The sequence below is a fragment of the Salinimonas lutimaris genome, from assembly GCF_005222225.1.
Taxonomy (GTDB): Bacteria; Pseudomonadota; Gammaproteobacteria; order Enterobacterales; family Alteromonadaceae; genus Alteromonas; species Alteromonas lutimaris.
Genome location: NZ_CP036536.1, coordinates 3,487,590 through 3,512,715, shown reverse-complemented (window position 1 = coordinate 3,512,715; position 25,126 = coordinate 3,487,590). Strand labels below are relative to the sequence as shown.

Below are 25,126 nucleotides of genomic sequence, written 5' to 3'. Positions count from 1 at the left end.
CGGGTGTGGGCAAAATAAAAGATGAAGGGAGAACGGCGACACCGTCGCCGTTCTACTTTGTGCTGTTTACAGGCTGGCAGTTTTAGCACTGGGCATGATGACCTTGTCAATTACATGAATAACGCCATTACTGGCCATGATATCGGTTTTTATAACGTTGGCGTCGTTTACCATCACGCCAGAATCATTCGCGGTGATATCGATTTGAGAGCCTTCCAGAGATATCGCTGACTCTAACCCGGTCACCTGACTGGCAGTGACTTTACCTTCCACTACATGGTAAGTCAGCACCTGAATCAGCTTCTCTTTGTTTTCCGGCTTTAATAATGACTCCAGAGTACCTTCTGGCAGGGCCTCAAAGGCAGCATTGGTGGGCGCAAAAACGGTAAGATCGCCAGATTTCTGTAATGTTTCAGTAATACCGGCCGCCTGAATTGCGGTGACCAGTGTGGAAAACTGATCATTGTGCTGCGCTGTTTCCACAATATCTTTCTTATCGCTCATATGATGATTTGCCACTGCTGACAAACTAAAAACAACACTTGCGATGGCTACCAGGCGACAGACCATTGACGTAATTTTCATAAATATCTCTGTGTAAAAAGAGCTTTGCAAAACTATCTGTTTTGTCCTGCTTTCTACGCCATGGCAGTGGTTTGGATGATGAAGTTTTGTACAGAAAATAAACACAGACATTAGTGTAAATAATATGTTAAATTTATAAGCGGTGATATTAGTCAGGAGATACTCATGACTCGCTCCGTGCTACTGCTTATCCTGCTGCTTGGACTGACAGCGTGTGCCAGCGCCCCGCCGGTCGCTTCAATAGATAACACCAATCCCATCAGAGACGATTTATTCCCGCGTTATACATTGTTCATGCCGGAAACCGGCAGTGAAATATTTGACCTGTCTGGGCAGGCCATCGCGTTTGCCCGTGGTTCGCAAAGCCCGCATTACAGTGACCGGGCGAATATCAAATCTCTGGTATCGCATATATTCGATCATTCAGAACTGGGTCTGTTGTATCGCAATAACGCCAACACCGTGGCCAGTGAAACGTTTGATAATCGCGCGGCTAATTGTCTGTCCTTGTCCATTATGACCTACGCAATGGCCAAAGCCGCAGGGTTGTCTCCGCAATTTTATCAGGTCGAAATCCCTGAATACTGGACCCGGCGGGATGGCTATAACCTACTGAACGGACACATCAACATGCGTATTTCACCGGCGAAAGACATGGCGGATTTGCGCTTTAGTGAAGCCTATATGGATGTGGATTTTGACCCTCAGGCTATTCGCAATCTGTTTAAACGTGAACCGGTAACCCGTAAGCAGGTCGTGGCCATGTTTTACAACAACAAAGGGGCCGATGCGCTTATTGCCAATAGTTACAGCAAAGCATATGCGTATTTTCGGGCGGCAGTACAGGCTGATCCCGGACTGTCTCAGGCCTGGCTGAATCTGGGGGTGCTGTATCGCAAAAATGATGCATTTGACGCCGCTGAAGCCAGTTACAGACGAGCCCTGACATTAAACGATGACAATCTGACCGCATGGGAAAATCTGGCGATTTTGTATCAGTACACCGGTCGGGAACAGGAAAGTCATGAGATTCTGGCCCGGGTAGAAAACAAACGTCAGGATAATCCGTTTTATCACTTTATTCTTGGCGAGGAAGCCATGGATAGCGGCAATGCCTTCATGGCGCTGAAACACTACCAGCGTGCATACCGGCTGGATCGTACACAGCATGAGGTATTATTTGGTTTGGGCAAGGCGTATTACGAGCTTGGCGACATCAGCCAGGCAGAACGGTTCTTAACCCGGGCCAGTGAACAGGTTAACAATGCTCAGGATAAATATCGGTATCTGAGCAAACTGTCTGCTTTGCAGTCTGCCAGATAGCAAAAAGCCACGACACAAGGGGTCGTGGCTTTTGTTTAGTATCGCGGGTACTGCTTAGATAACGCCCAGTTCTTTCAGGCGTTCTTGCAGGTAGCTGCCTGCGGTATGACGTTCTGACAGTTTTACATCCGGACGGGGGTGTAAAAACAGGGGCAGAGAAATACGCGACTTGGTCATATCTGCATTGTCCGGGTTAACCACACGGTGCGTGGTGGACGGAAAGTAGTGACCGGATGCTTCTTGCAGCATGTCACCAATGTTCACAATCAGGTTACCAAAGTCACAAGGCACCTCTAACCAGCTGCCATCTGTGGCCTGGACCTGCAGGCCTGGCTCATTGGCGGCCGGCAAGATAGTGATCAGGTTAATATCTTCGTGCGCTGCTGCACGAATCGCATCCACTTCTTCGTCACCGCTTAGTGGTGGGTAATGCAACACGCGAAGCAGCGTCTGGTCACTGTCTTTGATCATGTCAGACAGCGGCTGGCTGTACAGCTTGCTCACATCTTCAGGCGAGCACTCTTCAATCCAGGACAACAGCTCCTGTGCCAGGTTATTGGCTTCTTTGTAGTACTGCTCCAGCTGCGGGCGCAATGCTTCAGGGCACTGACCCCACGGATAAAAGTGGTAGTACTCTTTAATATCTTTTTTAGTGAAGCCTTTAGCAGTCTCAGACACACTCTGTGGAAAGAAACCATCCTGAGTGCCCTTGTTGTAAACAAAGTTATTCTTGTCTTCGCTATCAAAAAATGACTGCCAGGTGTCGTAGATGTCCGTTACCATCGACTGTTGAATAGGGTGATTTTTCAACACGCCAAAGCCAGTCTTACGTAAAGACTCGACAAAATCCCGTTTGGCGTTTTCAGATTGATAATCAACAGCAACTAATTGCATAACTGTATCCTGTAACTATTTGTAGGGCGGATGATTAAACCATCCTGCTGTTTACGACAATGCCGGCTGTGCGAAAAACAGCCGGCATTCAATGGTTCGCTAATGTATACAAAGTTGACTAATTAGTCCACTTTCTGCTGAATATTTACCCCAGCGTAAGAAAGAAACCAGCCAGTGCTGCACTCATTAAATTAGACAGTGTAGCAGCAATAATTGCCCGCATACCCAGTGTGGCGATTTCTTTACGACGAGTCGGGGCCATCGCGCCAATCCCGCCCATTAAAATGGCGATAGAAGAAAAGTTAGCAAAGCCGCACAGAGAGAATGTCACAATCGCTTGAGTAATGGGCGACAATTCGGCCTGATACTTTACAAAATCCAGATAGGCAACAAACTCATTCACCACAATTTTCTGGCCAATAAAACCACCGACCAGCTGGGCTTCGCTCCATGGTACACCCAGGACCCAGGCAAGCGGTTGTAACAGAGTACCAAGAATAAGCTGGAACGACAGGTCATCGTAACCAAACAGGCCGCCAGCCCAGCCAATCAGCCCGTTCAGCATGGCTATCAGGGCAACAAAGGCCAGTAGCATCGCGCCTACATTCAGCGCCAGCTGTAAGCCTGATGCAGCGCCGCTGGCCGCTGCATCAAAGACATTAGCATAATCTGAGTCTTCGGATTTAATGTCCTTTAGTTCTTCTTTAGGCTTTTCGGTTTCCGGCATGATGATCTTGGCCATTAGCAAGCCGCCGGGCGCTGCCATAAAGCTGGCCGCTAGCAGGTATTTAAGCTCTACACCCATGTTGGCGTAACCCGCCATGACCGAACCGGCGATAGATGCCAGGCCACCCACCATCACGGCAAACAGTTCTGAACGGGTCATATGCGGAATAAACGGACGTACAACCAGAGGGGCTTCAGTCTGACCCACAAAAATGTTGGCTGCCGCTGACATGGATTCAGGGCGGCTCGTATTGAGCAGCTTTTGCAGAGCACCGCCAATCAGTTTAATCACCCAGTTCATCACACCCAGGTAATATAAAACAGCAATTAACGATGAGAAAAAGACAATAACCGGCAGCACGTTAAAGGCAAAAATAAACCCAAGACTCTGGTTGCCTACCGGCCCGAAGATAAAATCGATCCCTTCCTGGCTGAATCCGATGATGCTGGCAACAAAGCTTGTTGCACCATCTAAAAATCTGACGCCGGGTTCGTAATACAGGATGAAAGCACCAATGAGCGCCTGAACGGCAAATGCGCCACCCACGGTGCGCAGGTTAATACTACGCCGGGCCGAAGATAGCAAAAGTGCAATGCCAAGCAATACGGCAATACCCAGTAAACTTACCATAGGAAGGGTCCTTTTTTATTATTGTAGCGCCTGTTGAATGTGGGACTTGATCACATCCAGGGCGATTTGGTTTTTGCCGCCTTGGGTGACTACCACATCGGCAGTAAAACGGCTGGGCTCAATATATTGATGATACATAGGCTTAACCGTTGCTTCGTACTGTTTGGCAACAGACTCAATGGTACGCCCACGTTCTTTAACGTCGCGCATCATACGTCGCATCAGACAAATATCAAGCGGGGTGTCGATGAAAATCTTCACATCATATAAGGGCAGTAATTCTGGGCGGGCAAGCAGCATAATGCCTTCCAGAATAATGACCGGCGCCGGGTTCAGACGTTCTGTGTCTGGCAGGCGGGTATGGGTTTTAAAGCAATAATGCGGGTAGTCAATTGGCTCACCATGACGCAGAGCCTGCAGATGCGCTTTGAGCAATTCGTGCTCAAAAGCATTAGGATGATCGTAGTTATTCTTCTCACGATCTTCCATCGCCAGATGATCCTGCGCCCGGTAATAATGATCTTCGCGCAAAATCTGCACAGGCTGACCCTGAACTTCAAAAGCTTTGATAAGATTTTCGGTAAAAAGCGATTTGCCGGAGCCTGATGCACCGGATATAGCAATAATTAATGGAGACTGCATAACACTTGAGGGCTGTTTTAACTCCTGCAAAGATACGCAAATGCGCCCCGTGAATCAATCTTAAGTTAAAATTAATAGACTAATGGCGCAGTCTTTGCTGCGAGTGCTTCAGCATCAATGTAGAGTAGGGGAACACCATCCGGTGTGCTCGCGTTACGCTTAATGTCCTATAATTTCAACGTCCTCGGCAGTAATGTTGGTCAGTGTAAACGAATGCTGCTTGGAGCGAGATCCCTCACCCTGCGCTCGCGGCGGATAGTATTTTTCTTTGGCCTGGGCATACTGCCCGAATGCCTCTTCCAGGGTTGAACGGATTTCGCTGAGTGTTTTATCCAGGTTAGCGTTAAAATCAGGGCGTTTACGTTTGGTGTGTCCAAGCTCAATAAGCCGGGCAAACACGCCGTTAGCGGCCTGAATAAGCTCAGCTGGCACATCTTTATGATGAGATAGCTGGGCATCGGGGTTATCAATGCAGTATTTAACCAGTGCCACGTAGAAACAAAAGGGCTTGTTCTGCATGGTAAAATCATCAACACACATACCGTTGTGTAACGTTTTTGTATGCAGATTTATAATAAGTCGGGGCTGACTTGGCTCTTTTTCCACCGTTCGGGCTTTGCGCCTGGGGTGTGGGCTGCGTATACGCTGTCTGCACACAGGTATAGCCAGCAGCAAAGCCGCGATGATCGCGCCCGGATGCAATGATAAGGCGGCATACCAGGGGCGCACCGCTACAGTTACTTCAATCAGCTGCTCGGCAGAGGTCAGCAAAATGGTCTCACGCTGGCTATAAGCGGCGTGTGTTGGTTCTGCCACCTTTGACCACGTATCGTCTATCTCAACACCCTGCATGGCGACCACGCGCGCCGGGTAATCCAGTTTGCTAATTTCATTGTTGAGGCGACCTGCATAGCGTCTGACTGCAGACTGATTCACCGGTGTATTCATCATTCTGCTGCCAATATCCAGGTAGGCTGAATCCAGACTGATTCGGTTCTCGATATTATCAATGGCGTGATGATACGTCAGCTTATAACCGGCTAACTGGCCAAGGCTGATAAGCCCCTGAATAGCAATAAGCAGCAGCGCCGAAATTAGCAGGTAACCGGCCCATTGTCGGTGGGTTATCTCAGTCAGTTTCATGGCTGCACCTGTCAATTATCTCTACCTGCTGATAATAGCGTTTGTCCACTGTGCGGGTGGCATTTTCTATCACATTTTGCAACGCGCAGCGTAAGTCAGTGTTGCGTTTTTGCATTTTCAGATACCAACGCATACCACTAACATTATCTTCCAGCGCGGTAATATAGTTGCGCGATAACCGGGTGTTATCATCCACGGCCCAATAACTGGAAATGATATCAACCTCGCCATCCAGTAATGCCCGACGCAGTTCCTGATGGGAGCTGTAGTACTGTATATTAACATTCGTGTCATTGAGCCCAAGCGACTGCAAGACAGTTTTAGGCACAATGTTACCCGAACGGCTACTGGGATAATCCAGCAGACCTACCTTTTTACCCAGCAGATATTCTTTGGACAGCACCGGTTTTTCACGTAGCGAGATAAAGTAAGCGCTATAGCTGGCGTGGGCTGCTATCTCGTGATAATCGTATATCAGGTTGGCAGAAAAGGCCTCCACCACATTGCTTTTAACCAGCGCCAGGTCGCTGACCCCATGATTGATATAGCGAAATGTGTCGTAGTCATTCTGGCCGACAACCAGATGCACATTGCCAAACTGGCGTTTTACCACCGGGTTATTGCATAACTGCTCTTGCATACTTTGGGCAAACGCAGTCTCGGTCAGATACACATTTAATACTTCACGGTTACCAGAGAGCGGTGCTGAGCAGGTGGAAAAATGGCCAATCTGTGGGGGGATCACTAAAAGTTCATAAAACTTTTGAAAAAAACCAACGCCAAAGCATGCCGCAGCAATCATCCCGATTAGCAGAAACTTTGAGAACCTGAACATAGCAGCGCGTTTTAAATCCATCTGAACGTAGGCTTATTTATTGGGCCATTTCACCAGTTAAGCTTACTTGTTTCAATAAGTAAATTTACCGAAAGGCTTTAATTTGCTGATTTTAATGTGTATTTTACATTTTATTTTGAATCTTATTAAACGCTGTTTACTCAAGTTAATTGTGTAAAGAATGAGCGTTGTGCATAGGCAACATATAAAAAGCGGCCAGAAGCGAAGCACTGATTCAGATATAAGATTACCCTGAACGATAAAAAGTAAAGCAAGTTGCGGGTATAGATAGACAGACCAACAAAAAGTTGTCATTTTTCTGAAACATTCGTTGCTAACAATCTGCCGCATAAATAGTCAGCACACATAAGAAGAAGAGCTGACAAACAGGCTTCACATCTCCTTATTACAAATACAAAGGGAAACACACACCTATGATCTCTAAATCTAAATTTAGCCGCGTGGCGGTGGCTGTGGCGCTGTCAGTAGGTATTTCATCTACTGCCCTGGCGCAAGTTACCTCCTCTGACCTGAATGGTCAGATTTTTGGGCCGAACGGAAATCCTGCACCAGGAACAGTGGTAAAGGTTATTCACGTGCCAACCGGTTCTGCCAAAACTGTTGTGGTAAACAGTGCTGGTTCATTTAGCTTACGCGGTCTGCGTGTAGGTGGTCCATACACTGTCGAGATTGACTCTGACGAGTATGCTGACCAGACCATCAACGATATTTATCTTGAGCTGGGTGAGCCAGCAAATATCTCCCGCGTGCTGGAGCCGCAGGGTGGTGTTGAAAATATCGTAGTTACTGGTTCTCAGGTGAGCAGTCTGGCATTTGGTCAGGTTGGCCCTACAGCTAGCTTTGATTTAGAAACCCTACAGGAAGCGCCGGCCATTAACCGTGACCTGACCGACATTGTTCGTATGGACCCGCGTGTTTATGTAAACGAAGGCGGCAGCAACGGTATTCAGTGTGTGGGTAAAAGCCCCCGTTTTAACAGCCTGACGGTTGATGGTGTGCGGATGAACGACCTGTTTGGTCTGAATTCTAACGGCTATCCTACTGAAAGAATGCCATTCTCTTTTGACGCCATTCAGGGTGTATCTGTAGAAATTGCGCCTTTTGATGTTATTTACGGTGGCTTCTCAGCCTGTAACATCAGTGCGGTAAGTAAAACCGGTACCAACGAAGTTCATGGTACGGCGTTTTATGATTACGGCAGCGACAGCCTGCGTGGTGATTCACTGGAAGGTGATGATATTACGCTGGGTTCTTACACCGAAAAGCGTTACGGCTTTACTGTGGGCGCGCCTTTGATTAAAGATACGCTATTTATCTTTGCTGCCTATGAAAAACTAGACGGTGCAAATACGTTTGACCGTGGCGCACAAGGCTCAGGTGCTATCAATGAGGTCAACATTACTCAGGCGCAGATTGACCAGATTACAGCGATTTCTCAGAACATATACGGTTTTGATCCAGGTCCGGTACCTGCCAGCCTGGCAAATGAAGATGAAAAGCTGCTGGTTAAAATAGACTGGAACATCAACGACAACCACCGTTTTGCCTTTACTTACAACTACAACGACGGCAACAATTATTCGCAGTCAGACGGTGACTCAGACGAGTTTGAATTCCAGGGCCACTTGTATGAGCGTGGTGCGGAAATGCAAACGCTGACCGGTGTGCTTTATTCAGACTGGACAGACAAATTCTCTACTGAAATTCGCGTTTCTCACATTGATCTGGATAACCGCCAGAACTCGCTATACAGCGATGGGACAATCGGTGGTAACGACTTTGGCGAAATTATTGTTAATCTGGACAACGATCCGGAAGACAAGAGTGACAATGTAAGAGTGTACCTGGGTTCTGATGACAGCCGTCAGTCCAATGACCTGGACTATGACGCACTGAGCCTGATGTTCCGTGGTCACTACTACTTCGACAACGGTCACACCGCCACTTTTGGTTATGAAGTAGATGATCTGAATATCTTCAACCTGTTTGTACAGCACTCTGAAACCACCATTGAATTTGACAGTATTGACGACTTCCAGAACGGTGCCAATGCTGATGTGGACTATGGTTATGCCTACTCAGGTAACTTGCTGGACCGTGCTGCTGAGTGGGGCTATAAGTCGCACAGCGTGTATCTTCAGGATGTGTTCTATCTGACCGACGACCTGCAAATTAAAGCGGGTTTACGTTATGACTGGCTGACTACCTCAGACCGCCCACTGGAAAATCCAGAATTTACAGAGTCTTACGGTTTTGCTAACAATGCAAACCTGGATGGTATCAGCCTGTTGCAGCCTCGTGTTGGCTTTAACTATACGCTGAGCGACAGCACTGAACTACGTGGTGGGGTTGGCCTGTTCTCGGGTGGTAACCCGAATGTATGGATGACCAACAATTATCAGAACACCAATGTTACCGGTGGTGAAGTCTCCAATGTTTATGAAAACATTCTGGCCAGCGACTTTGTCTGGGTAAATACCGAAGAAGGCGCGCCAGTAGGCCCAGGCTATTCAATTCCGGGTGACCTGGATGCTCAAATGGATGCGGGAGAAGGCCGTAATTTTGAGGTTAACTACTTAGACCCTGATTTTGATATGCCCAGCGAGTGGAAAATCTCTGCCGGTCTGACGCACGTCACAGATGAAGATTACCTGTTTAACTTTGACGTATTGGTTAGCTTTACCAAAGATCAGGCGATTATCCTGAAAGGCGATCTGGATCAGGTGGGTGTTAACGATGAAGGTTATGCGATTTACGAAAGCAATCGTTTATCTTCATTCAAGCTGACCAATTCAGATGAAACCTCTACCTCGTACTCGGTTACCGGTACCATGAGCAAAAACTGGGATAACGGTATCTCGTTTACCGGTGGTTACTCGTATACCGACTCTGAAGATGTTCAGCCAATGACCAGTTCAGTGGCGTTTTCTAACTACCAGTTCCGTGCGTTTACCAACCCGAATGATCAGGTATCGTCACGTTCAGACTGGAACATTGAGCACCGCTTTACGGCTGATCTGCGTTATAACGTAGAGCTTATCAGCGGATTGCAGACAACGTTTTCGGCATTTGCGGTTTCACAGTCTGGCCGTCCTTACAGCTTCACGATTTCTGATGAAGAGGTTAACGGTATTTTTAATTTCACCCCGTTCTTAGACAGCAACAACGTATTACCTATGGGTAACGAACGTAATGCCGAAGAAAGCAGCTGGTGGACCAAGGTGGATATTGCAGTACGTCAGGAGATTCCTGCATTCTCTGAAGATCACACTGCCCGTGTATGGTTTGTTGTGGATAACTTTACCAACATGCTGAACGATGACTGGGGTGTGCTGGAAGAAGTGTCTTTCAATACGGCAACGGTTGGTAATACCAGCCCGGAGAGCCGTCAGGGTGATGCCTCTTTATGGGAAATCCGTGTAGGTGTTAACTACACATTCTAAAAAGAACACGTGAAGGTGTTTGCCGGCAGGTGATACTGCCGGCCTTTTTATTCTCCATACCCCGCCTTTCTGGCGGGGTATTTTTTTATGGGCAGCTCACCGCGCTACGAAGACGGCCTGTCGTAGTTTTTGATGATTTATCCTTAAAACCAATCTGAATCGCCACAGCTTGAGTATCAACATACGAATTTTCTTAACTGGAGACGAACGATGAGTAAACGCATTTTAATGGTGATGACCTCGCACGATATTCTTGGCAATACGGGCAAGAAAACCGGTATGTGGCTGGAAGAATTCGCTTCTCCTTACTATGCCTTTGTTGACGAGGGTTACACAATTACCCTGGCCTCGACTATGGGCGGGCAGGTGCCAATTGACCCGGCAAGCCTGACCGATGATGCGCTGACCGACGACACTAAGCGTTTTTCAGATGATGACAACGCCAAATCCGCGCTGGCCTCGACGATTCCATTAGATGACGTGAAAGCCGAAGAATTTGACGCGGTATTTTACCCGGGCGGTCATGGTCCGTTGTGGGATCTGGCGGACAACGAGCTTTCACAGAAGCTGATTGAAGACACCCTGCACAGCGGCAAGCCGGTAGGTATTGTATGCCATGCGCCCATTGTGCTGAAAAATGTGAAAGATACGTCTGGCGATTATTTTATTAAAGGTCGTCCGGTAACCGGGTTTTCCAATACCGAAGAGGATGCGGTAGGTCTTACCGACGTTGTACCTTATCTGGTAGAAGACGAGCTGGTAAAAATCGGTGGTGAATACAGCAAAAAAGGTGACTTTGAGTCTTATGTGGTGGAATCCGGTCATCTGATTACCGGTCAGAACCCACCTTCTTCACGCCCTTCGGCTGAAGCCGTCATTGCACACCTGAGCAAGTAAACATAAAAATACCCCGCCTGAGCGGGGTATTTTTTTATCGATTGTACTGAACGTCGTCAGGCCAGACATTTCAACTAAACATTGTCAAACAGGTCTTCTACCCGCTGACGCAGGGTTTCAATTTTAGATACATCTGCCGGGGCGATGAAAATGGTATCGTCACCTGCAATGGTGCCCAGTACGCCATCTTTGGAGCTAAGTGAGTCCAGCAGTCGTGCGATAAGCTGCGCTGCGCCTGGACTTGTTCTTATGATCACCATGACATTGTTGTGTACAATATCCAGTACCAGCTGTTTCAGCGGGCTTTTGGCCGTGGGCATACCTAGTTCCGGGGGCAGGCAATAGACCATGTCGCCACGGGCGTTACGGGTACGTACCGCGCCAAATTTGCTTAGCATACGGGAGATTTTTGACTGGCTGATATTATCAAAGCCCTGGGCTTTTAGTGCTTCGACGATGTCGCCCTGCGAGCCGTAACTTTCGGCTTTCAGAATTTCTTTAAACGCTTTGATAAGTAGCTCTTGTTTTTGGTTTGCCATAGCGCCTTCTGTTGTTGGTGTGAGATAACACAAAGAGCTATCATTGTGCCGTAGAGCTGGACTTTAGGCAATTTAATTGCATAATCATGCAGCCGAATGCATAAGTGATGAGACAGTCTGCACGTAAAGCGGGTGTACGACCATCCGGTGATTGTCTTTTTCTTTACGTTACTATAGTGTGACGTTCCGTTATAAAACGTGAAATTTCCATAGGAGAAATGAAATGAAAGTAGCCGTGTTAGGTGCTGCAGGTGGTATTGGTCAAGCGCTGTCATTGTTGTTGAAAACACAATTGCCAGCCGGTTCTGAACTGGCATTGTACGATGTTGCTCCAGTGGTTCCTGGTGTTGCGGTTGATTTGAGCCACATCCCGACTGCAGTGAAAGTAACCGGTCACGGTAAAGACGACCTGGGCGTAGCGCTGACAGATGCAGACATTGTGCTGATCCCTGCTGGTGTTCCTCGTAAGCCGGGTATGGACCGTTCTGACCTGTTCAATATCAACGCGGGTATCGTTAAAACGCTGGTTGAAGGTGTGGCTGAGCATTGCCCAAGTGCATGCCTGGGTATTATTACCAACCCGGTAAACACCACGGTAGCAATTGCTGCTGAAACCTTAAAAGCAAAAGGCGTTTACGACAAGAACAAACTATTTGGTGTAACAACACTGGATGTTATCCGTTCTGAAACTTTTGTGGCTGAACTGAAAGATCTGGATCCTGCGAACGTACACGTTCCGGTTATCGGCGGTCACTCTGGTACAACGATTCTGCCTCTGCTGTCTCAGGTTGAAGGTGTTTCATTCTCTGATGAAGAAATCGCCAGCCTGACAACCCGCATCCAGAATGCCGGTACTGAAGTGGTTGAAGCAAAAGCCGGTGGCGGCTCTGCAACCCTGTCTATGGGTCAGGCGGCAGCGCGCTTCTGTCTGTCTTTAGCGGCGGCTATGCAAGGCGAGAACGTCGTTGAGTATACTTATGTTCAGACTGATGACAGCGATGATGCTGCTTTCTTTGCACACCCAGTGCGTCTTGGCGCAAACGGTGTAGAAGAAATTCTGCCTTACGGCGAACTGAGCGATTTCGAACAAAAAGCAAAAGAAGAGATGCTGGAAGGCCTGCGTGGCGACATCAAAATTGGTGTTGATTTCGTAAACGGCTAAAACTGTACTCTGCTGGTGACAAGCCGGGCTTCCTGAAAAAGGCAGCCCGGCTTTTTTATGTCTGCCAACACGGTTTGTTACCCGGTAATACTAAGTGCCGGGTCAATAGATATCCCGGTGATAACGGTGACTGTCAATTAATGCCTGCACGGTAGTTTCTCCCAGCAAGGCTATCAGGGTATTGTGTACTGCCTGACCCATTCCGGCATAACTGCCACATACATAGATCTGCCCGTTATTTTTAACCAGCTGATGCAGCTCGCCAGCCAGGTCCGACAGTTTATCCTGCACGTAGGCCGGATGCACCGGATCCCGCGAGAACACTGTATAGCGATGTTCGTTATCGGTGGGCGGACCAAGCTGCGCCTCCAGTACATTGTCACAATCGGGCTCACGTTCGCCGTACACAATAGTCATACCATGATGATGCCCGGCCTGCACAAACTGATGATACTGCGCCCGGATTCCGGCCAGTCCGCTGCCAGCACCGATTAGCAGCAGTGGGGCGGGGAGTAATGCCAGATGGCAGTCCGGATTGGCGTGCAGCTTTGCGGTAATGGCGGTGCCTGGTGCAGCATTCTCGGTGAGCCAGCCTGAGGTGATCCCCAGACTGCCGTCATCACGGCGGGCCTGGCGCACAATAAGTTGTAATTGCTGCTCACCAGGCAACGAGGCAATGGTATAGCTGCGCGAGGTCAGCGCCGGAAGCTGGCTAAGATAGGCAGCCACCTTATCCGCTGGCACTGGCGCATTACTGGAATGATGCGCCGGGATGGTAAGTAGCTCACGGCTGGCGAGCCAGTGTGTGGTTTGCCATGGTGATCCATTGATAGTCAGTGTCGCTGGAGGCGAGATAGCATTATCAGCCAGCCATTGTGCAACGTGCTCATGGCTGTGTTGTGGCTGCACATCCAGTATGTCACCGGCTTGCCAGAGCAGGTCTTCTGGCAGGGCGTTCAGGATGACTGAAAACAGCTTGTGTTCGCTGCCGGGATTCAACCATTTCTGGTCTGCCAGTATTAGTGTGACTACCTGCTGGCTGGCTTCATCCAGGTGCGAGCCATCCTCGCCTTTGGCGTGATCCAGACAGGTCAGGGGTGACAGAGGCTGCGCGCCGGTTGCACTTAACAGAGCAAAAAGCCGCTTACCAAACGCACAGAAATCCGGATACCGGCTGTCGCCCAGGGCAATAACCTCAAATTGCAGGTTGGCCAGTGCTGATGCCGGCAGGTGGGCAAGACGACGGGCCAGAGCGCGGCCGTTGTCCGGAGGTTCGCCTTGTCCGTAGGTGCTGGCAACAAACAGTGCCCGGCGACAGTCAGCCAGGCTGTGTGGGGTAAGTGCTGAAAACGGCAGCAGGGTGACCTCACTGGTTTGCTGCAACCGTTGGGCGTGCTGCTCTGCCAGCGCTCTGGCATTGCCGGTCTGACTGGCATAGGCAACAATAACCTGGCTGTGAGCAGCTTGCCGCTCAGCGTACTGGTTACGGCAATGCCGGGCGATTTTCACCGCCACCCAGGTGATATACATCACACATAAAAGAAGGGCCAGAATCAGGCGCTGTTGTTCACTCATCCACATACCGCCTAATGAATAAAAACCAGCATGATCAGCACCGGAATGAGAGCTCCCAGGGCTGTCACCGGCCAGGTTGAGGCTTTGTGCGGCGCCTGTCGAATCAGAAGCTGCAGACCGGTAATGGTAAACACAATCACCACGACCGAAAAAATATCAATAAACCACGACCATACCGCGCCGGTGTTGCGGCCTTTATGTAAGTCGTTAAAGTAGGCAATCCAGCCCCGGTCTGTGCCTTCATAGAGCAGTTCACCCAGCTCTGCGTCTATCGCCAGCCAGTGATCCTGGCCGGGCCCGGGCCAGGCAACATACAGCTCAAGGCCGTCATATTCAGCCTGTACTGAGGACGGCGGGTACACCGCCTGGTCTGCCAGCCACTGACGCAGATCATCAGGCACGGCAATTTTACCGGCAGGCAGGGCATTTAATTGCGTCAGCAGCCGGTCAGGTACGGTGGCCTCAACAGTGGTAACCTGCGGGGTGGCAGGTATGTCTGCTGCATGATTAAGCGTTATACCGGTAATGGCAAACAGTAGCATACCGACCATACAGACCGCCGCAGAAATCCAGTGCCACTGGCGGACACTTCCCAAACTCAAACGCATTGATGACTCTCTGTTAACCTGCTGATACCTGCCGGCAGGCATATAAGAAAACTGATGAATGCGACACTTTATCACAATTCAGTCCATTAAATCTAAGTGAGACTTATTATCAGGAATAAAGGTGAAGGGTAACAGACGAAATGACATAGTGTGCAATGGCCCGGGATGATGGTACACCGCGCGGTAGGAGTTTGACGACGAAGAAATAGAGATAAAAAACAGCCGGTGCATGTTGCCATGCACCGGCTGTTGTATTCACTTTAAAAGGCGAAATTAACCTGTATTACGCATACCAATAGCAATACCGGCAATAGTAACCATCATCGCCCGCTCAAGCGCGCTATTCTGCGCATCATCACCGGCTTTACGCACCCGGTCAAGCAGTTCAATCTGCAAGTAATGCAGTGGCTGCAGGTAGCCCGCCCGAATATTCATTGACTCTTTACCCTGCGGATCCTGAGCCATGATTTCAGATTCACCGGTCAGTTTCAGCAGTGACTCTACACTTTCTCCCAGCTCTTCGCGCAAGGCTTTACCAAAGTGCTTAAGTTCTTTTGGCACGAGACGCTCGTCATACGCTTCGCTAATGCGCGGGTCGGCCTTATGAAATACCATGTCCAGCATCGACAGACGAGAGCGGTAGAATGGCCAGTCCCTGAACATTTCTGCCACCACCTTTTCGTCAGACTCCGCCTTTACCGAATCAATGGCGCGCATTACACCCAACCAGGACGGCAGTACCAGTCGGGTCTGAGCCCAGGCAAAAATCCACGGTATTGCCCGCAGACTTTCAATACCACCTTGTGGCTTACGCTTAGAAGGACGGCTGCCCAGTGGTAGTTTACCCAGTTCCTGTTCTGGCGTAGCAACCCGGAAATAGGGCACAAAATCTTCATCATGACGAACGGTGGCGCGGTAGTTATCCCGGCCTTTTGCTGCCATTTTGGTAATCAGTTCACGCCATTCGGCTTTTGGCTCGGGTGGCGGAAACAACATGGCTTCGATAATCGCACTGGCGTAAATACCCAGGCTTCGTTTGGCCAGCTTAGGCATGCCAAACTTGTAGCGAATGGTTTCGCCTTGCTCAGTTACCCGGAAACCGCCTTCCAGTGAGCCTGGCGGCTGTGAGTAAATAGCCGCATGGGCAGGCAGACCGCCACGGCCAATCGTACCACCACGACCATGGAACAGCGTCAGTGTTACATCAAATTCTTCGGCCAGTTTAACCAGTGCTTCCTGCGACTCATACTGCGCCCAGCCTGCGGCCAGAGCACCGGCATCTTTGGCCGAGTCAGAATACCCGATCATGATGAACTGACGGCCTTTTACGTAGCCTCTGTACCAGTCAATAGACAGCAGGTTGCGCATAACATCCGGCGAATTATTCAGATCGTCCAGTGTCTCAAACAGCGGAGCAACCGGCATGGGCCAGCTTACACCGGCTTCCTGCAATAACAGCTGAACCGCCATAACATCAGAAGGCTGGCTGGCCATGGAGATAATATAAATACCAAAGCCGTTTTTGTTGTGCTTGGCAATTACCTTACAGGTATCGAGCACTTCCTTTACATCGGCCGACGCATCCCAGTGGGCCGGGAACAGCGGACGTTTGGATGACAGTTCTCTAAGCAGGAAAGCCTGCTTGTCTGCTTCACTCCACTGGGCATAGTCACCCAGACCCAGATAACGGGTAATTTCGCTTAGCACGTCTGCATGACGTTCAGAGTCCTGACGTACATCAAGACGCAGCAGACAGGCACCAAAACAGCGCACCCGGCGGATGGTATCCAGCAGCAGGCCGTTGGCAGTCACTTTCATGCCAGACTCACACAACGAGTCATAGCAGAGCTGAAGTGGCTCTAGCAAATCCTGACTGTCTTTAATCCAGTCGCTTTGATCAACATTCTTGCCCATCAGCAGGTCACTGATACCATCGCGGGTAGCCTGCAAACGCTTAACCAGCGGACGTAACAGCGCCCGGTAAGGTTCATTAACATCACCCACCACATCACTCAGGGCGTCGTTGCAGTCAAACATCGACAGCTCTACCTGCAAGCGGTCAAAATCAATGGCAAACAGTTTGGCTGCCCGTTTACGCGCCAGATACAGCACCTGTTCAGTCAGCTTGGCTGTTACAAAGGGGTTACCGTCACGGTCACCGCCCATCCAGGAGCTAAACTGTACTGGCGCAGAGTCCAGTGGCAGGTTAACGCCATAATCGGCTTCCAGGCGCTCATCCAGTTCACGCAGGAATTCGGGCACGGCTTCCCATAAAGAGTTTTCAATAACCGAGAAGCCCCAGCGCGCTTCATCCACCGGAGTGGGGCGCTCAGAACGAATTTCTTCAGTATGCCAGGCCTGACTGATCAAATCTGCAATACGGGTTTCAATGCGTTTACGCTCATGATCCCCAAGGGTCTCCTGGTGTACTGCCTGCAGGCAGTCTGCCAGTTCTTTGTGTTTGTGAATCAGGGTACGGCGGGTCACCTCGGTGGGGTGAGCGGTTAACACCAAATCGATGTTCAGCTTGTTGACCGCTTTTTGTACATTGTCTTTGGTCAACTCTGCTTTATCCAGATGCTTGAACAGGGCATCAAGTGACGCATCCACGTTCATTGCACTGTTATATTCCTGCTCGGCGATGTTGCCCAGGTTGAGGAACTGAGCAAATGCCCGGCCGACGGTCAGCAAGTCTGAGTCGGAAAGGGTTTTGAAAGTTTCTTTCAGATTTTCACTACAATCTGTATCGCCCTGATAAGACGCGCGGCCATCTTTACGGATTTGTTCAATCCGTTCCAGCCACTCCTGTCCCAGCTCTGCCTGAATAGTTTCCCCCAGAGTTTTCCCCAGGTACCTCACTGTATCTTTAAGTTCAGCATCATAATGTGATTGCATGGCATCCTCCTACTTTCGTGGCAAATACCATACTGCCTACTTTTCAACTTGTCTAACCTCATTATGTTATAAATTAAACCTTTTAATAACGAATTTAACCCTCAGTATATCCTCTAGAGCAAGTAAATTAAGGGTATGTTACACTGCCCGCGGTTTTTAAAATCTGACCACGACGGATTCCGTTTTGGTGAATATTTAAACAAAATTCGTAATTTAATTTCAGGAGAGATTGTGTCCGAGAAATATAATTCAGTAGAAACGCAGGCCAGCTACGGTGTTGGTTTTCAAATGGGCGAGCAACTGAAATCTAACCCGTTTGACGGTCTGGATATCAATGCAGTGGTAGAAGGTCTGCAGGATGCGTTTACCGGCCAGGCGGCGCAGGTAGACAACAACGCACTGCGTTCTGCATTTGCTGAGATTCATCAGCGCATGCAGGCAGCCAAAGCAGAAGAAAGCAAAGGTCGCATCGAAGAAGGTGAAAAATTCCTGACTGAAAATGCCCAGCGCGAAGAAATTCAGGTGACTGACACGGGTCTGCAATACGAAGTGATTGCTACGGGTGAAGGCGACAAGCCAAACGCTGACAGCACAGTCCGTGTTCACTATCACGGCACATTCCTTGATGGCAGCATGTTCGACAGCTCTGTTGAACGCGGTCAGCCGGCAGAGTTCCCGGTAAACGGCGTGATCAAAGGCTGGACGGAAGCCCTGCAAATGATGACAGCCGGTTCAAAATGGCGCTTATATGTGCCGCACGAACTGGCCTATGGTGAACAAGGTGCCGGTGGTGCTATTCCGCCATACACAACATTAGTGTTTGACGTAGAACTGCTGGATATTCTGGCGTAGTCATATAAAGATAAGCAAGCCTGTCATTCGACAGGCTTTTTTTTACCCGTCGGTGATACACTGGCCGGACAAAAGCTCAGGTTGATCTGCTCAGAGTTGTCATTGCCTGATGCGTGTTTACAATACTGGCACAACTAGCAAAGGATGTAGATTATGATCATCAAGCCGAAAGTAAGAGGCTTTATCTGCACTAACGCGCACCCTAAGGGCTGTGCCGCGTCAGTTGCTCAACAAATTGAATATGTACGCCAGCAGGGTGATTTGGGCGCAGGCCCTAAAAATGTGCTGGTTATCGGTAGCTCTACCGGTTACGGGCTGGCTTCACGCATTACCGCCGCATTCGGGTATGGCGCAAAAACGCTGGGTGTGTGCTTTGAAAAAGCTCCAACAGAGCGTAAGACCGGTACCGCTGGCTGGTATAACACCGCAGCATTTCATCAGTTTGCTGAACAGGAAGGGGTATTTGCCCAAACGATCAATGGCGATGCTTTTTCTCACGAACTCAAAGATGATGTGATCGCGAAGATCAAACAGGAAATGGGTAAGGTGGACTTGGTGATTTACAGCCTGGCGTCACCGCGCCGAACGGATCCCAACAGCGGCATTACGTACAAATCTACGCTAAAGCCGGTTGGTCAGGCCTACACCACCAAAACTTATGATACTGACAAAGATCAGGTTCATGAGGTGACCCTTGAACCAGCCAACGACGAAGAGATCGCTGATACTATCAAAGTGATGGGCGGCGAAGACTGGGAAATGTGGCTGGATGCACTGGCCGCTGCCGATGTACTTGAACAAGGTTGCAAAACTACAGCGTACACCTACATCGGCAAAGAACTGACCTGGCCTATCTACGGACAGGCTACGATCGGTAAGGCCAAAGAAGATCTGGATCGCGCTGCATCAGCGATCAACGGTAAGCATGCTGAACTGCTGGTAGATGCTCATGTGTCATCACTGAAAGCGCTGGTGACGCAGGCCAGCTCTGCCATTCCGGTTATGCCGCTTTATATCTCACTGATTTATAAAGTGATGAAAGAAGAAGGCACACATGAAGGCTGTATTGAACAGATTAAAGGTCTGTTTACACAGTGTCTGTATGGTGAAACGCCTACGCTGGATGAAGCCAATCGTTTTCGTATGGACGGCAAAGAAACCAATGCCGCGACCCAGGCCAAAATTAAGGCGCTGTGGGACGAGGTCACTCAGGAAAACTTCCATGAACTGAGTGATTATGCCGGTTATCACCATGAATTTTTAAAGTTATTCGGCTTTGATATCGACAGTGTCGATTATGAAGAGGATGTTGATCCTCAGGCTGCCTGGTAGCGAAGAGATTAAAAAGCCGTCACTTTTGACGGCTTTTTTTTCGTTTTGACCGCATTGTTGTATAATCGGTGAACGCGGTGCAGGTTCGACTATTAACAATTTTTTTCGTTAATCTATAATTTGCATAGCGAAATGTGGCCAGATAATGTTAAAATCCCGAAGTTAGATGGCGGTAGTTCTACCACCATTTCATGACCAAGGCAGTAAAAAAGCGCCGAAGAACGCTTGAGTGACGGATAAGCCCGGTGTCAGCTCTACAAGAATAAATATCAACATTAGACTACGGTAGCGGGCCACGAAGAAGGTCTGCGCAGCGAACTTACAGAACAACAACGATACTGTGGGTTGGGTACCGTTGGACCAGAGTTTTTTTGCATGCTGTCAGGCACGGTATGGTGCAGACATGCAAAAGGGTTCTTTTATTAGAGTAGTGCGATTACATATGATAAAAATCAAGAAAGGTCTCGACCTCCCTATTAAGGGAGCGCCAGAGCAGCAAATCTCCGACGGAGCTGCTGTCTCGCGCGTTGCCGTTCTGGGCGAAGAATATGTGGGTATGCGACCTACCATGCACATCCAGGTTGGCGATAAAGTGAAAAAAGGCCAGATTCTTTTTGAAGACAAAAAGAATCCGGGCGTTAAATTCACTGCGCCAGCTGCCGGTGAGGTGGTAGAGGTAAACCGTGGTGCCAAACGTGTTCTTCAGTCTGTTGTAGTTAAAATCGAAGGTGACGATGCTGTTACTTTTGACAAGATTGCCGCTGACCAGATCGCCAATGCTTCACAGGAACAGCTTCAGCAAACGCTGGTAGAGTCCGGGTTGTGGACGTCATTACGGACGCGTCCTTACAGCAAGGCTCCAGCACTGGGCTCAACCCCGCATTCCATTTTTGTTACCGCGATGGATACTAATCCATTAGCCGGCGACCCGACCGTTATCATTAAAGAGCGTGAAGACGATTTTGTAAATGGTCTGAATGCCCTGGGTGTACTGAGCGGCGGTAAGGTATTTGTGTGTAAGGCACCTGGTGCACAGGTTGCTACCGGCAATGCCAAAGTGGACGTACAGGAATTTGGTGGTCCGCACCCGGCAGGTCTGCCAGGTACGCATATCCATCACCTGGACAGCGCAGGTAATGCAAAAACTGTCTGGCATGTTAATTATCAGGACGTCATCGCAATCGGTGCATTGCTGACAACCGGTGAACTGGACAACCGTCGTGTTGTGGCACTGGGTGGTCCGGCTGCTAAACAGCCTCGTCTGGTACGTACATTACTGGGCGCTGATATCGAAGAATTAATCGCTAAAGAGATCGTTGACGGTGAAGTACGGGTTATTTCAGGCTCAGTACTAAGCGGTACAACGGCACAAGGTGTACACGGTTTCCTTGGACGCTTCCATAATCAGGTGTCACTGATTAAAGAAGGTCGTGAGAAGAAACTGTTTGGCTGGATTACGCCGGGCTCAGATATGCACTCTGTTACCCGCGCATACCTTGGCCACTTGTCACCTAGCAAGAAGTTCGAAATGACGACATCAACCAATGGCTCCGAGCGCTCGATGGTGCCAATTGGTAACTACGAACGCGTTATGCCTCTGGACATCATTCCTACGCTGCTGCTTAGGGACCTGATCTCTGGTGATACTGACGGTGCTCAGCAGTTAGGTTGCCTGGAATTGGACGAAGAAGATTTGGCACTGTGTACTTACGTATGCCCTGGCAAATACAACTACGGCCCAATCCTGCGCGACGTATTGACCACTATTGAGAAAGAGGGTTAAGTCATGGGTTTAAAAGCGTATCTGGAAAAAATTGAACCTGATTTTGAACCAGGTGGTAAGCACGAAAAGTGGTATGCGTTGTACGAAGCAGCGGCGACCATTTTCTACACGCCTGGTAAGGTAAACAAAGCCGGCACACACGTGCGTGACAGTATCGATCTGAAACGCATCATGATCATGGTATGGATGGCAACATTCCCGGCTATGTTCTACGGCATGTACAACATTGGTTTTCAGGCTTCTGATGCCATTGCAGCCGGCGCTGGTACATTACCAGACACCTGGCAGGCGGCATTATTCACAGCGTTAGGCGGTGAATTCGGCCCGGATGCAGGGTGGGGCACAATGATGTTCTACGGTGCCTGTTTCTGGCTACCTATTTATGCCACTACTTTTATTGTTGGTGGTTTCTGGGAAGTGCTGTTTGCGTCAGTACGTAAGCACGAAGTCAACGAAGGTTTCTTTGTTACCTCGGTACTGTTTGCACTGACCCTGCCTGCAACGATTCCATTATGGCAGGTTGCGCTGGGTATCACATTTGGTGTGGTTATCGCTAAAGAAGTCTTTGGTGGTACAGGCCGTAACTTCCTGAACCCGGCTCTATCCGGCCGTGCGTTTCTGTACTTTGCTTATCCGGCACAAATCTCCGGTGACCAGGTTTGGGTTGCCGCAGATGGTTACTCTGGTGCAACGTGGCTAAGCAAAGCTGCTTCAGGCCAGATGGATTATGCCAATATGGACTTGTGGTGGAATTCTTTCTTCGGTGCTATCCCAGGTTCAGCAGGTGAAGTATCAACCCTGGCTATCCTGCTTGGTGGTCTGTTTATCATGTACATGCGAATTGCGAGCTGGCGCATCGTTGCCGGTGTTGCTATCGGTACGGTATTCTTTGCCACTCTGCTTAACATGATTGGCAGCGACACTAACCCTATGTTTGCTATGCCTGCACACTGGCACTTTGTTATCGGTGGTCTGGCATTTGGTATGTTCTTCATGGCTACCGATCCGGTTTCTGCATCATTTACCAACCAGGGTAAATGGGCGTACGGTATTTTCATTGGTTTCATGACTGTATTGATTCGTGTGCTTAACCCGGCCTTCCCTGAAGGTGTAATGTTGGCAATTCTGTTTGCTAACCTGTGGGCACCACTGTTCGACTATTTTGTCGCGCAAAGCAATATCAAGCGGAGGGTAGCTCGTGTCAGCTAAGAAAGACTCTTTAGGAAAAACAATCGGCGTAGTAGTCGCGGTTTGTCTGGTTTGTTCCATCGTTGTATCGGGCGCTGCGGTAGGGCTGCGCTCTATTCAGCAAACGAATAAAGAACTGGACAAGCAAAGCAACATTCTGACTGCTGCCGGCCTGTATGAAGCAGGAATGAGCAGCGACCAGATTCGTAGCGTCTACGAAGAAAAAGTAGAACGCCGTTATGTTGATCTGGACACGGGTACGTTCACAGAACAACCAGCGCCAGACTACGACATGTACAAAGCCGCTAAGCAATCTGAAATGAGCAAGAAAGTCGAAAACAGTAATGTTGGCTTTCAGCGCCGTATGAATATTGCCAGCGTGTGGTTGGTTAAAGATGAAAACGATACGGTTACCCGCGTAATTCTGCCAGTACACGGCAGTGGTCTGTGGGATCTGATGTACGGCTTCTTAGCGGTTGACGCTGATGGTAAGACAGTTCGCGAACTGATTTACTACCAGCAAGCTGAAACGCCGGGACTGGGTGGCGAAGTTCAAAACCCAAGCTGGCAAGAGAAGTGGGATGGCAAGAAACTTTATAAAGATGGCGAAGTGGCTATCAATGTAACTAAGAATGCTAACCCGGACAGTCCTTATCAGATTGATGCATTATCAGGTGCAACCCTGACCAGTAATGGTGTTCAGAACACGATTCAATACTGGGCAGGCGAACAGGGCTTTGGTCCGTTCCTGAAAAACCAGGCCTGGCGCTCATAAAGGGGTATTATCGTGGCAGATACTAAAGAAATGAAAAAGGTCCTCTTTGGACCGATTATGGACAACAACCCGATTGCCCTTCAGGTACTGGGTATTTGTTCTGCACTGGCAATTACAACAAAGCTGGAAACAGCACTGGTTATGTCGCTGGCACTGACAAGTGTAGTAGCGTTCTCTAACCTGTTTATTTCTCTAATCCGTAACCAGATTCCATCAAGCGTACGGATCATTATTCAGATGACCATTATCGCGTCGCTGGTAATCGTTGTGGATCAGATTCTACGGGCTTATACCTATGAGGTGTCGAAGCAGCTTTCGGTGTTCGTGGGCCTGATCATTACCAACTGTATCGTAATGGGCCGGGCCGAAGCGTATGCCATGAAGTCGCCGCCTCTGCTGAGCTTTCTTGACGGTATTGGGAACGGTCTGGGCTACTCTTTCATCCTGATTTGTATCGGTACGATTAAAGAATTGTTTGGCTTCGGTACCATTCTTGGTTTCGAGATTCTGCCAGTTGTGCAAAACGGTGGTTGGTACCAGGGTAATGGTCTGCTGATCCTTCCGTTTAGCTCATTCTTCCTGATTGGCGGTATGGTATGGATTATCCGTACACTGCGCCCAGAGCAAGTAGAGCCCAAGGAGTAATACGTGGAACATTATATTTCATTATTTGTTCGCTCAATTTTTATCGAGAACATGGCGCTGTCCTTGTTCCTGGGGATGTGTACGTTTCTGGCTGTTTCGAAAAAAATCAAAACAGCGATGGGCCTGGGTGCAGCGGTAGTCGTTGTATTGGGTATCTCAGTACCGGTAAACCAGCTGATTTACGTCAATGTTCTGGCACCAGGTGCACTGGCATGGGCTGGTTTTCCTGATGCTGACCTGAGCTTCCTGAACTTCCTGACCTTTATCGGTGTTATTGCTGCACTGGTACAGATTCTGGAAATGAGTCTGGATAAGTTCTTCCCTGCGCTTTACAACGCACTGGGTATCTTCCTGCCTCTGATCACGGTTAACTGTGCCATCTTTGGTGGTGTGGCGTTTGCGGTACAGCGTGAGTATAACTTCACGGAAAGTATTGTTTACGGTGTAGGTTCCGGTATCGGCTGGGCGCTGGCTATCGTACTTTTAGCTGCGGTTCGCGAGAAGCTAAAATATGCAGATATGCCTGATGGTGTACGCGGTCTTGGTTCAGTATTTATGATTGCTGGTCTGATGGCATTAGGCTTCCAGTCATTCACTGGTATTGCGCTGTAACTGGCCTTAGGAGCATTTAA

21 protein-coding genes are annotated in these 25,126 nt (G+C 49.1%); 11 read left to right on the top strand and 10 right to left on the bottom strand.

The window, feature by feature from the left end:
- Nucleotides 1–66: 66 nt before the first annotated feature.
- Nucleotides 67–585, bottom strand: coding sequence for a fasciclin domain-containing protein (locus EZV72_RS15490; RefSeq protein WP_137168082.1), 519 nt, complete (start codon nucleotides 583–585; stop codon nucleotides 67–69).
- A gap of 165 nt (nucleotides 586–750) precedes the next feature.
- Here EZV72_RS15490 and EZV72_RS15485 point away from each other — a divergent pair, with 165 nt between their 5' ends.
- Nucleotides 751–1,908 (top strand): tetratricopeptide repeat protein, encoded by a 1,158-nt coding sequence (locus tag EZV72_RS15485; RefSeq protein ID WP_137168081.1) that lies wholly within the window; start codon nucleotides 751–753, stop codon nucleotides 1,906–1,908.
- 54 nt (nucleotides 1,909–1,962) lie between these two features.
- Here EZV72_RS15485 and EZV72_RS15480 read toward each other — a convergent pair whose 3' ends face one another.
- From EZV72_RS15480 to EZV72_RS15460, 5 genes are all read right to left on the bottom strand, one after another.
- Nucleotides 1,963–2,802 carry an isopenicillin N synthase family dioxygenase gene (locus EZV72_RS15480; protein ID WP_137168080.1) on the bottom strand — a complete coding sequence of 280 codons (840 nt, stop codon included), beginning with the start codon at nucleotides 2,800–2,802 and terminating at the stop codon, nucleotides 1,963–1,965.
- 145 nt (nucleotides 2,803–2,947) lie between these two features.
- Entirely contained in the window at nucleotides 2,948–4,159 is a 1,212-nt protein-coding gene (locus EZV72_RS15475) for a NupC/NupG family nucleoside CNT transporter (RefSeq protein ID WP_137168079.1), read from the bottom strand.
- 18 nt (nucleotides 4,160–4,177) lie between these two features.
- Nucleotides 4,178–4,801, bottom strand: coding sequence for a uridine kinase (gene udk / locus EZV72_RS15470; protein ID WP_137168078.1), 624 nt, complete (start codon nucleotides 4,799–4,801; stop codon nucleotides 4,178–4,180).
- Nucleotides 4,802–4,960: 159 nt separating this feature from the next.
- Complete coding sequence (locus EZV72_RS15465) at nucleotides 4,961–5,944, bottom strand: hypothetical protein (protein WP_137168077.1); 984 nt, start codon at nucleotides 5,942–5,944, stop codon at nucleotides 4,961–4,963.
- A complete protein-coding gene (locus tag EZV72_RS15460) occupies nucleotides 5,931–6,800 on the bottom strand; it encodes a type 2 periplasmic-binding domain-containing protein (RefSeq protein ID WP_232364441.1) in 870 nt (289 codons plus the stop codon). The genes EZV72_RS15465 and EZV72_RS15460 overlap by 14 nt, the downstream gene beginning before the upstream one ends.
- Before the next feature lie 413 nt (nucleotides 6,801–7,213).
- Here EZV72_RS15460 and EZV72_RS15455 point away from each other — a divergent pair, with 413 nt between their 5' ends.
- The gene (locus EZV72_RS15455; RefSeq protein ID WP_137168076.1) at nucleotides 7,214–10,243 is read left to right on the top strand and encodes a TonB-dependent receptor; all 3,030 of its coding nucleotides are present in this window, start codon (nucleotides 7,214–7,216) and stop codon (nucleotides 10,241–10,243) included.
- Nucleotides 10,244–10,453: 210 nt separating this feature from the next.
- On the top strand, nucleotides 10,454–11,140 hold the full coding sequence (locus EZV72_RS15450; RefSeq protein WP_137168075.1) for a type 1 glutamine amidotransferase domain-containing protein: 687 nt from the start codon (nucleotides 10,454–10,456) through the stop codon (nucleotides 11,138–11,140).
- A gap of 74 nt (nucleotides 11,141–11,214) precedes the next feature.
- Here the strand turns inward: EZV72_RS15450 and argR are convergent, their stop codons facing one another.
- Nucleotides 11,215–11,679 (bottom strand): transcriptional regulator ArgR, encoded by a 465-nt coding sequence (gene argR / locus EZV72_RS15445; RefSeq protein ID WP_137168074.1) that lies wholly within the window; start codon nucleotides 11,677–11,679, stop codon nucleotides 11,215–11,217.
- A 223-nt stretch (nucleotides 11,680–11,902) separates the two neighbouring features.
- Between argR and mdh the strand changes: the two genes are divergently transcribed.
- Entirely contained in the window at nucleotides 11,903–12,841 is a 939-nt protein-coding gene (gene mdh, locus EZV72_RS15440) for a malate dehydrogenase (protein ID WP_137168073.1), read from the top strand.
- Between the two features lie 102 nt (nucleotides 12,842–12,943).
- On the opposite strand, the gene EZV72_RS15435 is transcribed toward mdh, so the two are convergent.
- The 3 genes from EZV72_RS15435 to ppc form a co-directional block, all read right to left on the bottom strand.
- Nucleotides 12,944–14,416 (bottom strand): NADPH cytochrome P450 oxidoreductase family protein, encoded by a 1,473-nt coding sequence (locus EZV72_RS15435; RefSeq protein WP_175405140.1) that lies wholly within the window; start codon nucleotides 14,414–14,416, stop codon nucleotides 12,944–12,946.
- Between the two features lie 11 nt (nucleotides 14,417–14,427).
- Nucleotides 14,428–15,024: a PepSY-associated TM helix domain-containing protein gene (locus tag EZV72_RS15430; protein ID WP_137168071.1), complete on the bottom strand. Its 597-nt coding sequence runs from the start codon at nucleotides 15,022–15,024 to the stop codon at nucleotides 14,428–14,430.
- Nucleotides 15,025–15,297: 273 nt separating this feature from the next.
- Nucleotides 15,298–17,919, bottom strand: coding sequence for a phosphoenolpyruvate carboxylase (ppc, locus tag EZV72_RS15425; RefSeq protein WP_137168070.1), 2,622 nt, complete (start codon nucleotides 17,917–17,919; stop codon nucleotides 15,298–15,300).
- Nucleotides 17,920–18,150: 231 nt separating this feature from the next.
- Between ppc and EZV72_RS15420 the strand changes: the two genes are divergently transcribed.
- The 7 genes from EZV72_RS15420 (at nucleotide 18,151) to nqrE (ending at nucleotide 25,106) form a co-directional block, all read left to right on the top strand.
- On the top strand, nucleotides 18,151–18,771 hold the full coding sequence (locus tag EZV72_RS15420) for an FKBP-type peptidyl-prolyl cis-trans isomerase (RefSeq protein WP_137168069.1): 621 nt from the start codon (nucleotides 18,151–18,153) through the stop codon (nucleotides 18,769–18,771).
- 153 nt (nucleotides 18,772–18,924) lie between these two features.
- Nucleotides 18,925–20,103, top strand: a complete 1,179-nt coding sequence (fabV, locus tag EZV72_RS15415) for an enoyl-ACP reductase FabV (RefSeq protein WP_137168068.1) — start codon at nucleotides 18,925–18,927, stop codon at nucleotides 20,101–20,103.
- A gap of 442 nt (nucleotides 20,104–20,545) precedes the next feature.
- Nucleotides 20,546–21,886: a Na(+)-translocating NADH-quinone reductase subunit A gene (locus tag EZV72_RS15410; protein ID WP_137168067.1), complete on the top strand. Its 1,341-nt coding sequence runs from the start codon at nucleotides 20,546–20,548 to the stop codon at nucleotides 21,884–21,886.
- Between the two features lie 3 nt (nucleotides 21,887–21,889).
- On the top strand, nucleotides 21,890–23,095 hold the full coding sequence (locus tag EZV72_RS15405; protein WP_137168066.1) for an NADH:ubiquinone reductase (Na(+)-transporting) subunit B: 1,206 nt from the start codon (nucleotides 21,890–21,892) through the stop codon (nucleotides 23,093–23,095).
- Nucleotides 23,085–23,849: a Na(+)-translocating NADH-quinone reductase subunit C gene (locus tag EZV72_RS15400; RefSeq protein ID WP_137168065.1), complete on the top strand. Its 765-nt coding sequence runs from the start codon at nucleotides 23,085–23,087 to the stop codon at nucleotides 23,847–23,849. The genes EZV72_RS15405 and EZV72_RS15400 overlap by 11 nt, the downstream gene beginning before the upstream one ends.
- 12 nt (nucleotides 23,850–23,861) lie before the next feature.
- Entirely contained in the window at nucleotides 23,862–24,494 is a 633-nt protein-coding gene (locus EZV72_RS15395) for an NADH:ubiquinone reductase (Na(+)-transporting) subunit D (protein WP_137168064.1), read from the top strand.
- A gap of 3 nt (nucleotides 24,495–24,497) precedes the next feature.
- Nucleotides 24,498–25,106 (top strand): NADH:ubiquinone reductase (Na(+)-transporting) subunit E, encoded by a 609-nt coding sequence (gene nqrE / locus EZV72_RS15390; RefSeq protein ID WP_137168063.1) that lies wholly within the window; start codon nucleotides 24,498–24,500, stop codon nucleotides 25,104–25,106.
- Nucleotides 25,107–25,126 lie beyond the last annotated feature (20 nt).

Excerpts from the sequence above, each read along its gene's own strand:
- EZV72_RS15490 (WP_137168082.1), bottom strand. The coding sequence starts at position 585 with ATGAAAATTACGTCAATGGTCTGTCGCCTGGTAGCCATCGCAAGTGTT.
- EZV72_RS15485 (WP_137168081.1), top strand. The coding sequence starts at position 751 with ATGACTCGCTCCGTGCTACTGCTTATCCTGCTGCTTGGACTGACAGCG.
- EZV72_RS15480 (WP_137168080.1), bottom strand. The coding sequence starts at position 2,802 with ATGCAATTAGTTGCTGTTGATTATCAATCTGAAAACGCCAAACGGGAT.
- EZV72_RS15475 (WP_137168079.1), bottom strand. The coding sequence starts at position 4,159 with ATGGTAAGTTTACTGGGTATTGCCGTATTGCTTGGCATTGCACTTTTG.
- udk (WP_137168078.1), bottom strand. The coding sequence starts at position 4,801 with ATGCAGTCTCCATTAATTATTGCTATATCCGGTGCATCAGGCTCCGGC.
- EZV72_RS15465 (WP_137168077.1), bottom strand. The coding sequence starts at position 5,944 with ATGAAACTGACTGAGATAACCCACCGACAATGGGCCGGTTACCTGCTA.
- EZV72_RS15460 (WP_232364441.1), bottom strand. The coding sequence starts at position 6,800 with ATGGATTTAAAACGCGCTGCTATGTTCAGGTTCTCAAAGTTTCTGCTA.
- EZV72_RS15455 (WP_137168076.1), top strand. The coding sequence starts at position 7,214 with ATGATCTCTAAATCTAAATTTAGCCGCGTGGCGGTGGCTGTGGCGCTG.
- EZV72_RS15450 (WP_137168075.1), top strand. The coding sequence starts at position 10,454 with ATGAGTAAACGCATTTTAATGGTGATGACCTCGCACGATATTCTTGGC.
- argR (WP_137168074.1), bottom strand. The coding sequence starts at position 11,679 with ATGGCAAACCAAAAACAAGAGCTACTTATCAAAGCGTTTAAAGAAATT.
- mdh (WP_137168073.1), top strand. The coding sequence starts at position 11,903 with ATGAAAGTAGCCGTGTTAGGTGCTGCAGGTGGTATTGGTCAAGCGCTG.
- EZV72_RS15435 (WP_175405140.1), bottom strand. The coding sequence starts at position 14,416 with ATGAGTGAACAACAGCGCCTGATTCTGGCCCTTCTTTTATGTGTGATG.
- EZV72_RS15430 (WP_137168071.1), bottom strand. The coding sequence starts at position 15,024 with ATGCGTTTGAGTTTGGGAAGTGTCCGCCAGTGGCACTGGATTTCTGCG.
- ppc (WP_137168070.1), bottom strand. The coding sequence starts at position 17,919 with ATGCAATCACATTATGATGCTGAACTTAAAGATACAGTGAGGTACCTG.
- fabV (WP_137168068.1), top strand. The coding sequence starts at position 18,925 with ATGATCATCAAGCCGAAAGTAAGAGGCTTTATCTGCACTAACGCGCAC.
- EZV72_RS15410 (WP_137168067.1), top strand. The coding sequence starts at position 20,546 with ATGATAAAAATCAAGAAAGGTCTCGACCTCCCTATTAAGGGAGCGCCA.
- EZV72_RS15405 (WP_137168066.1), top strand. The coding sequence starts at position 21,890 with ATGGGTTTAAAAGCGTATCTGGAAAAAATTGAACCTGATTTTGAACCA.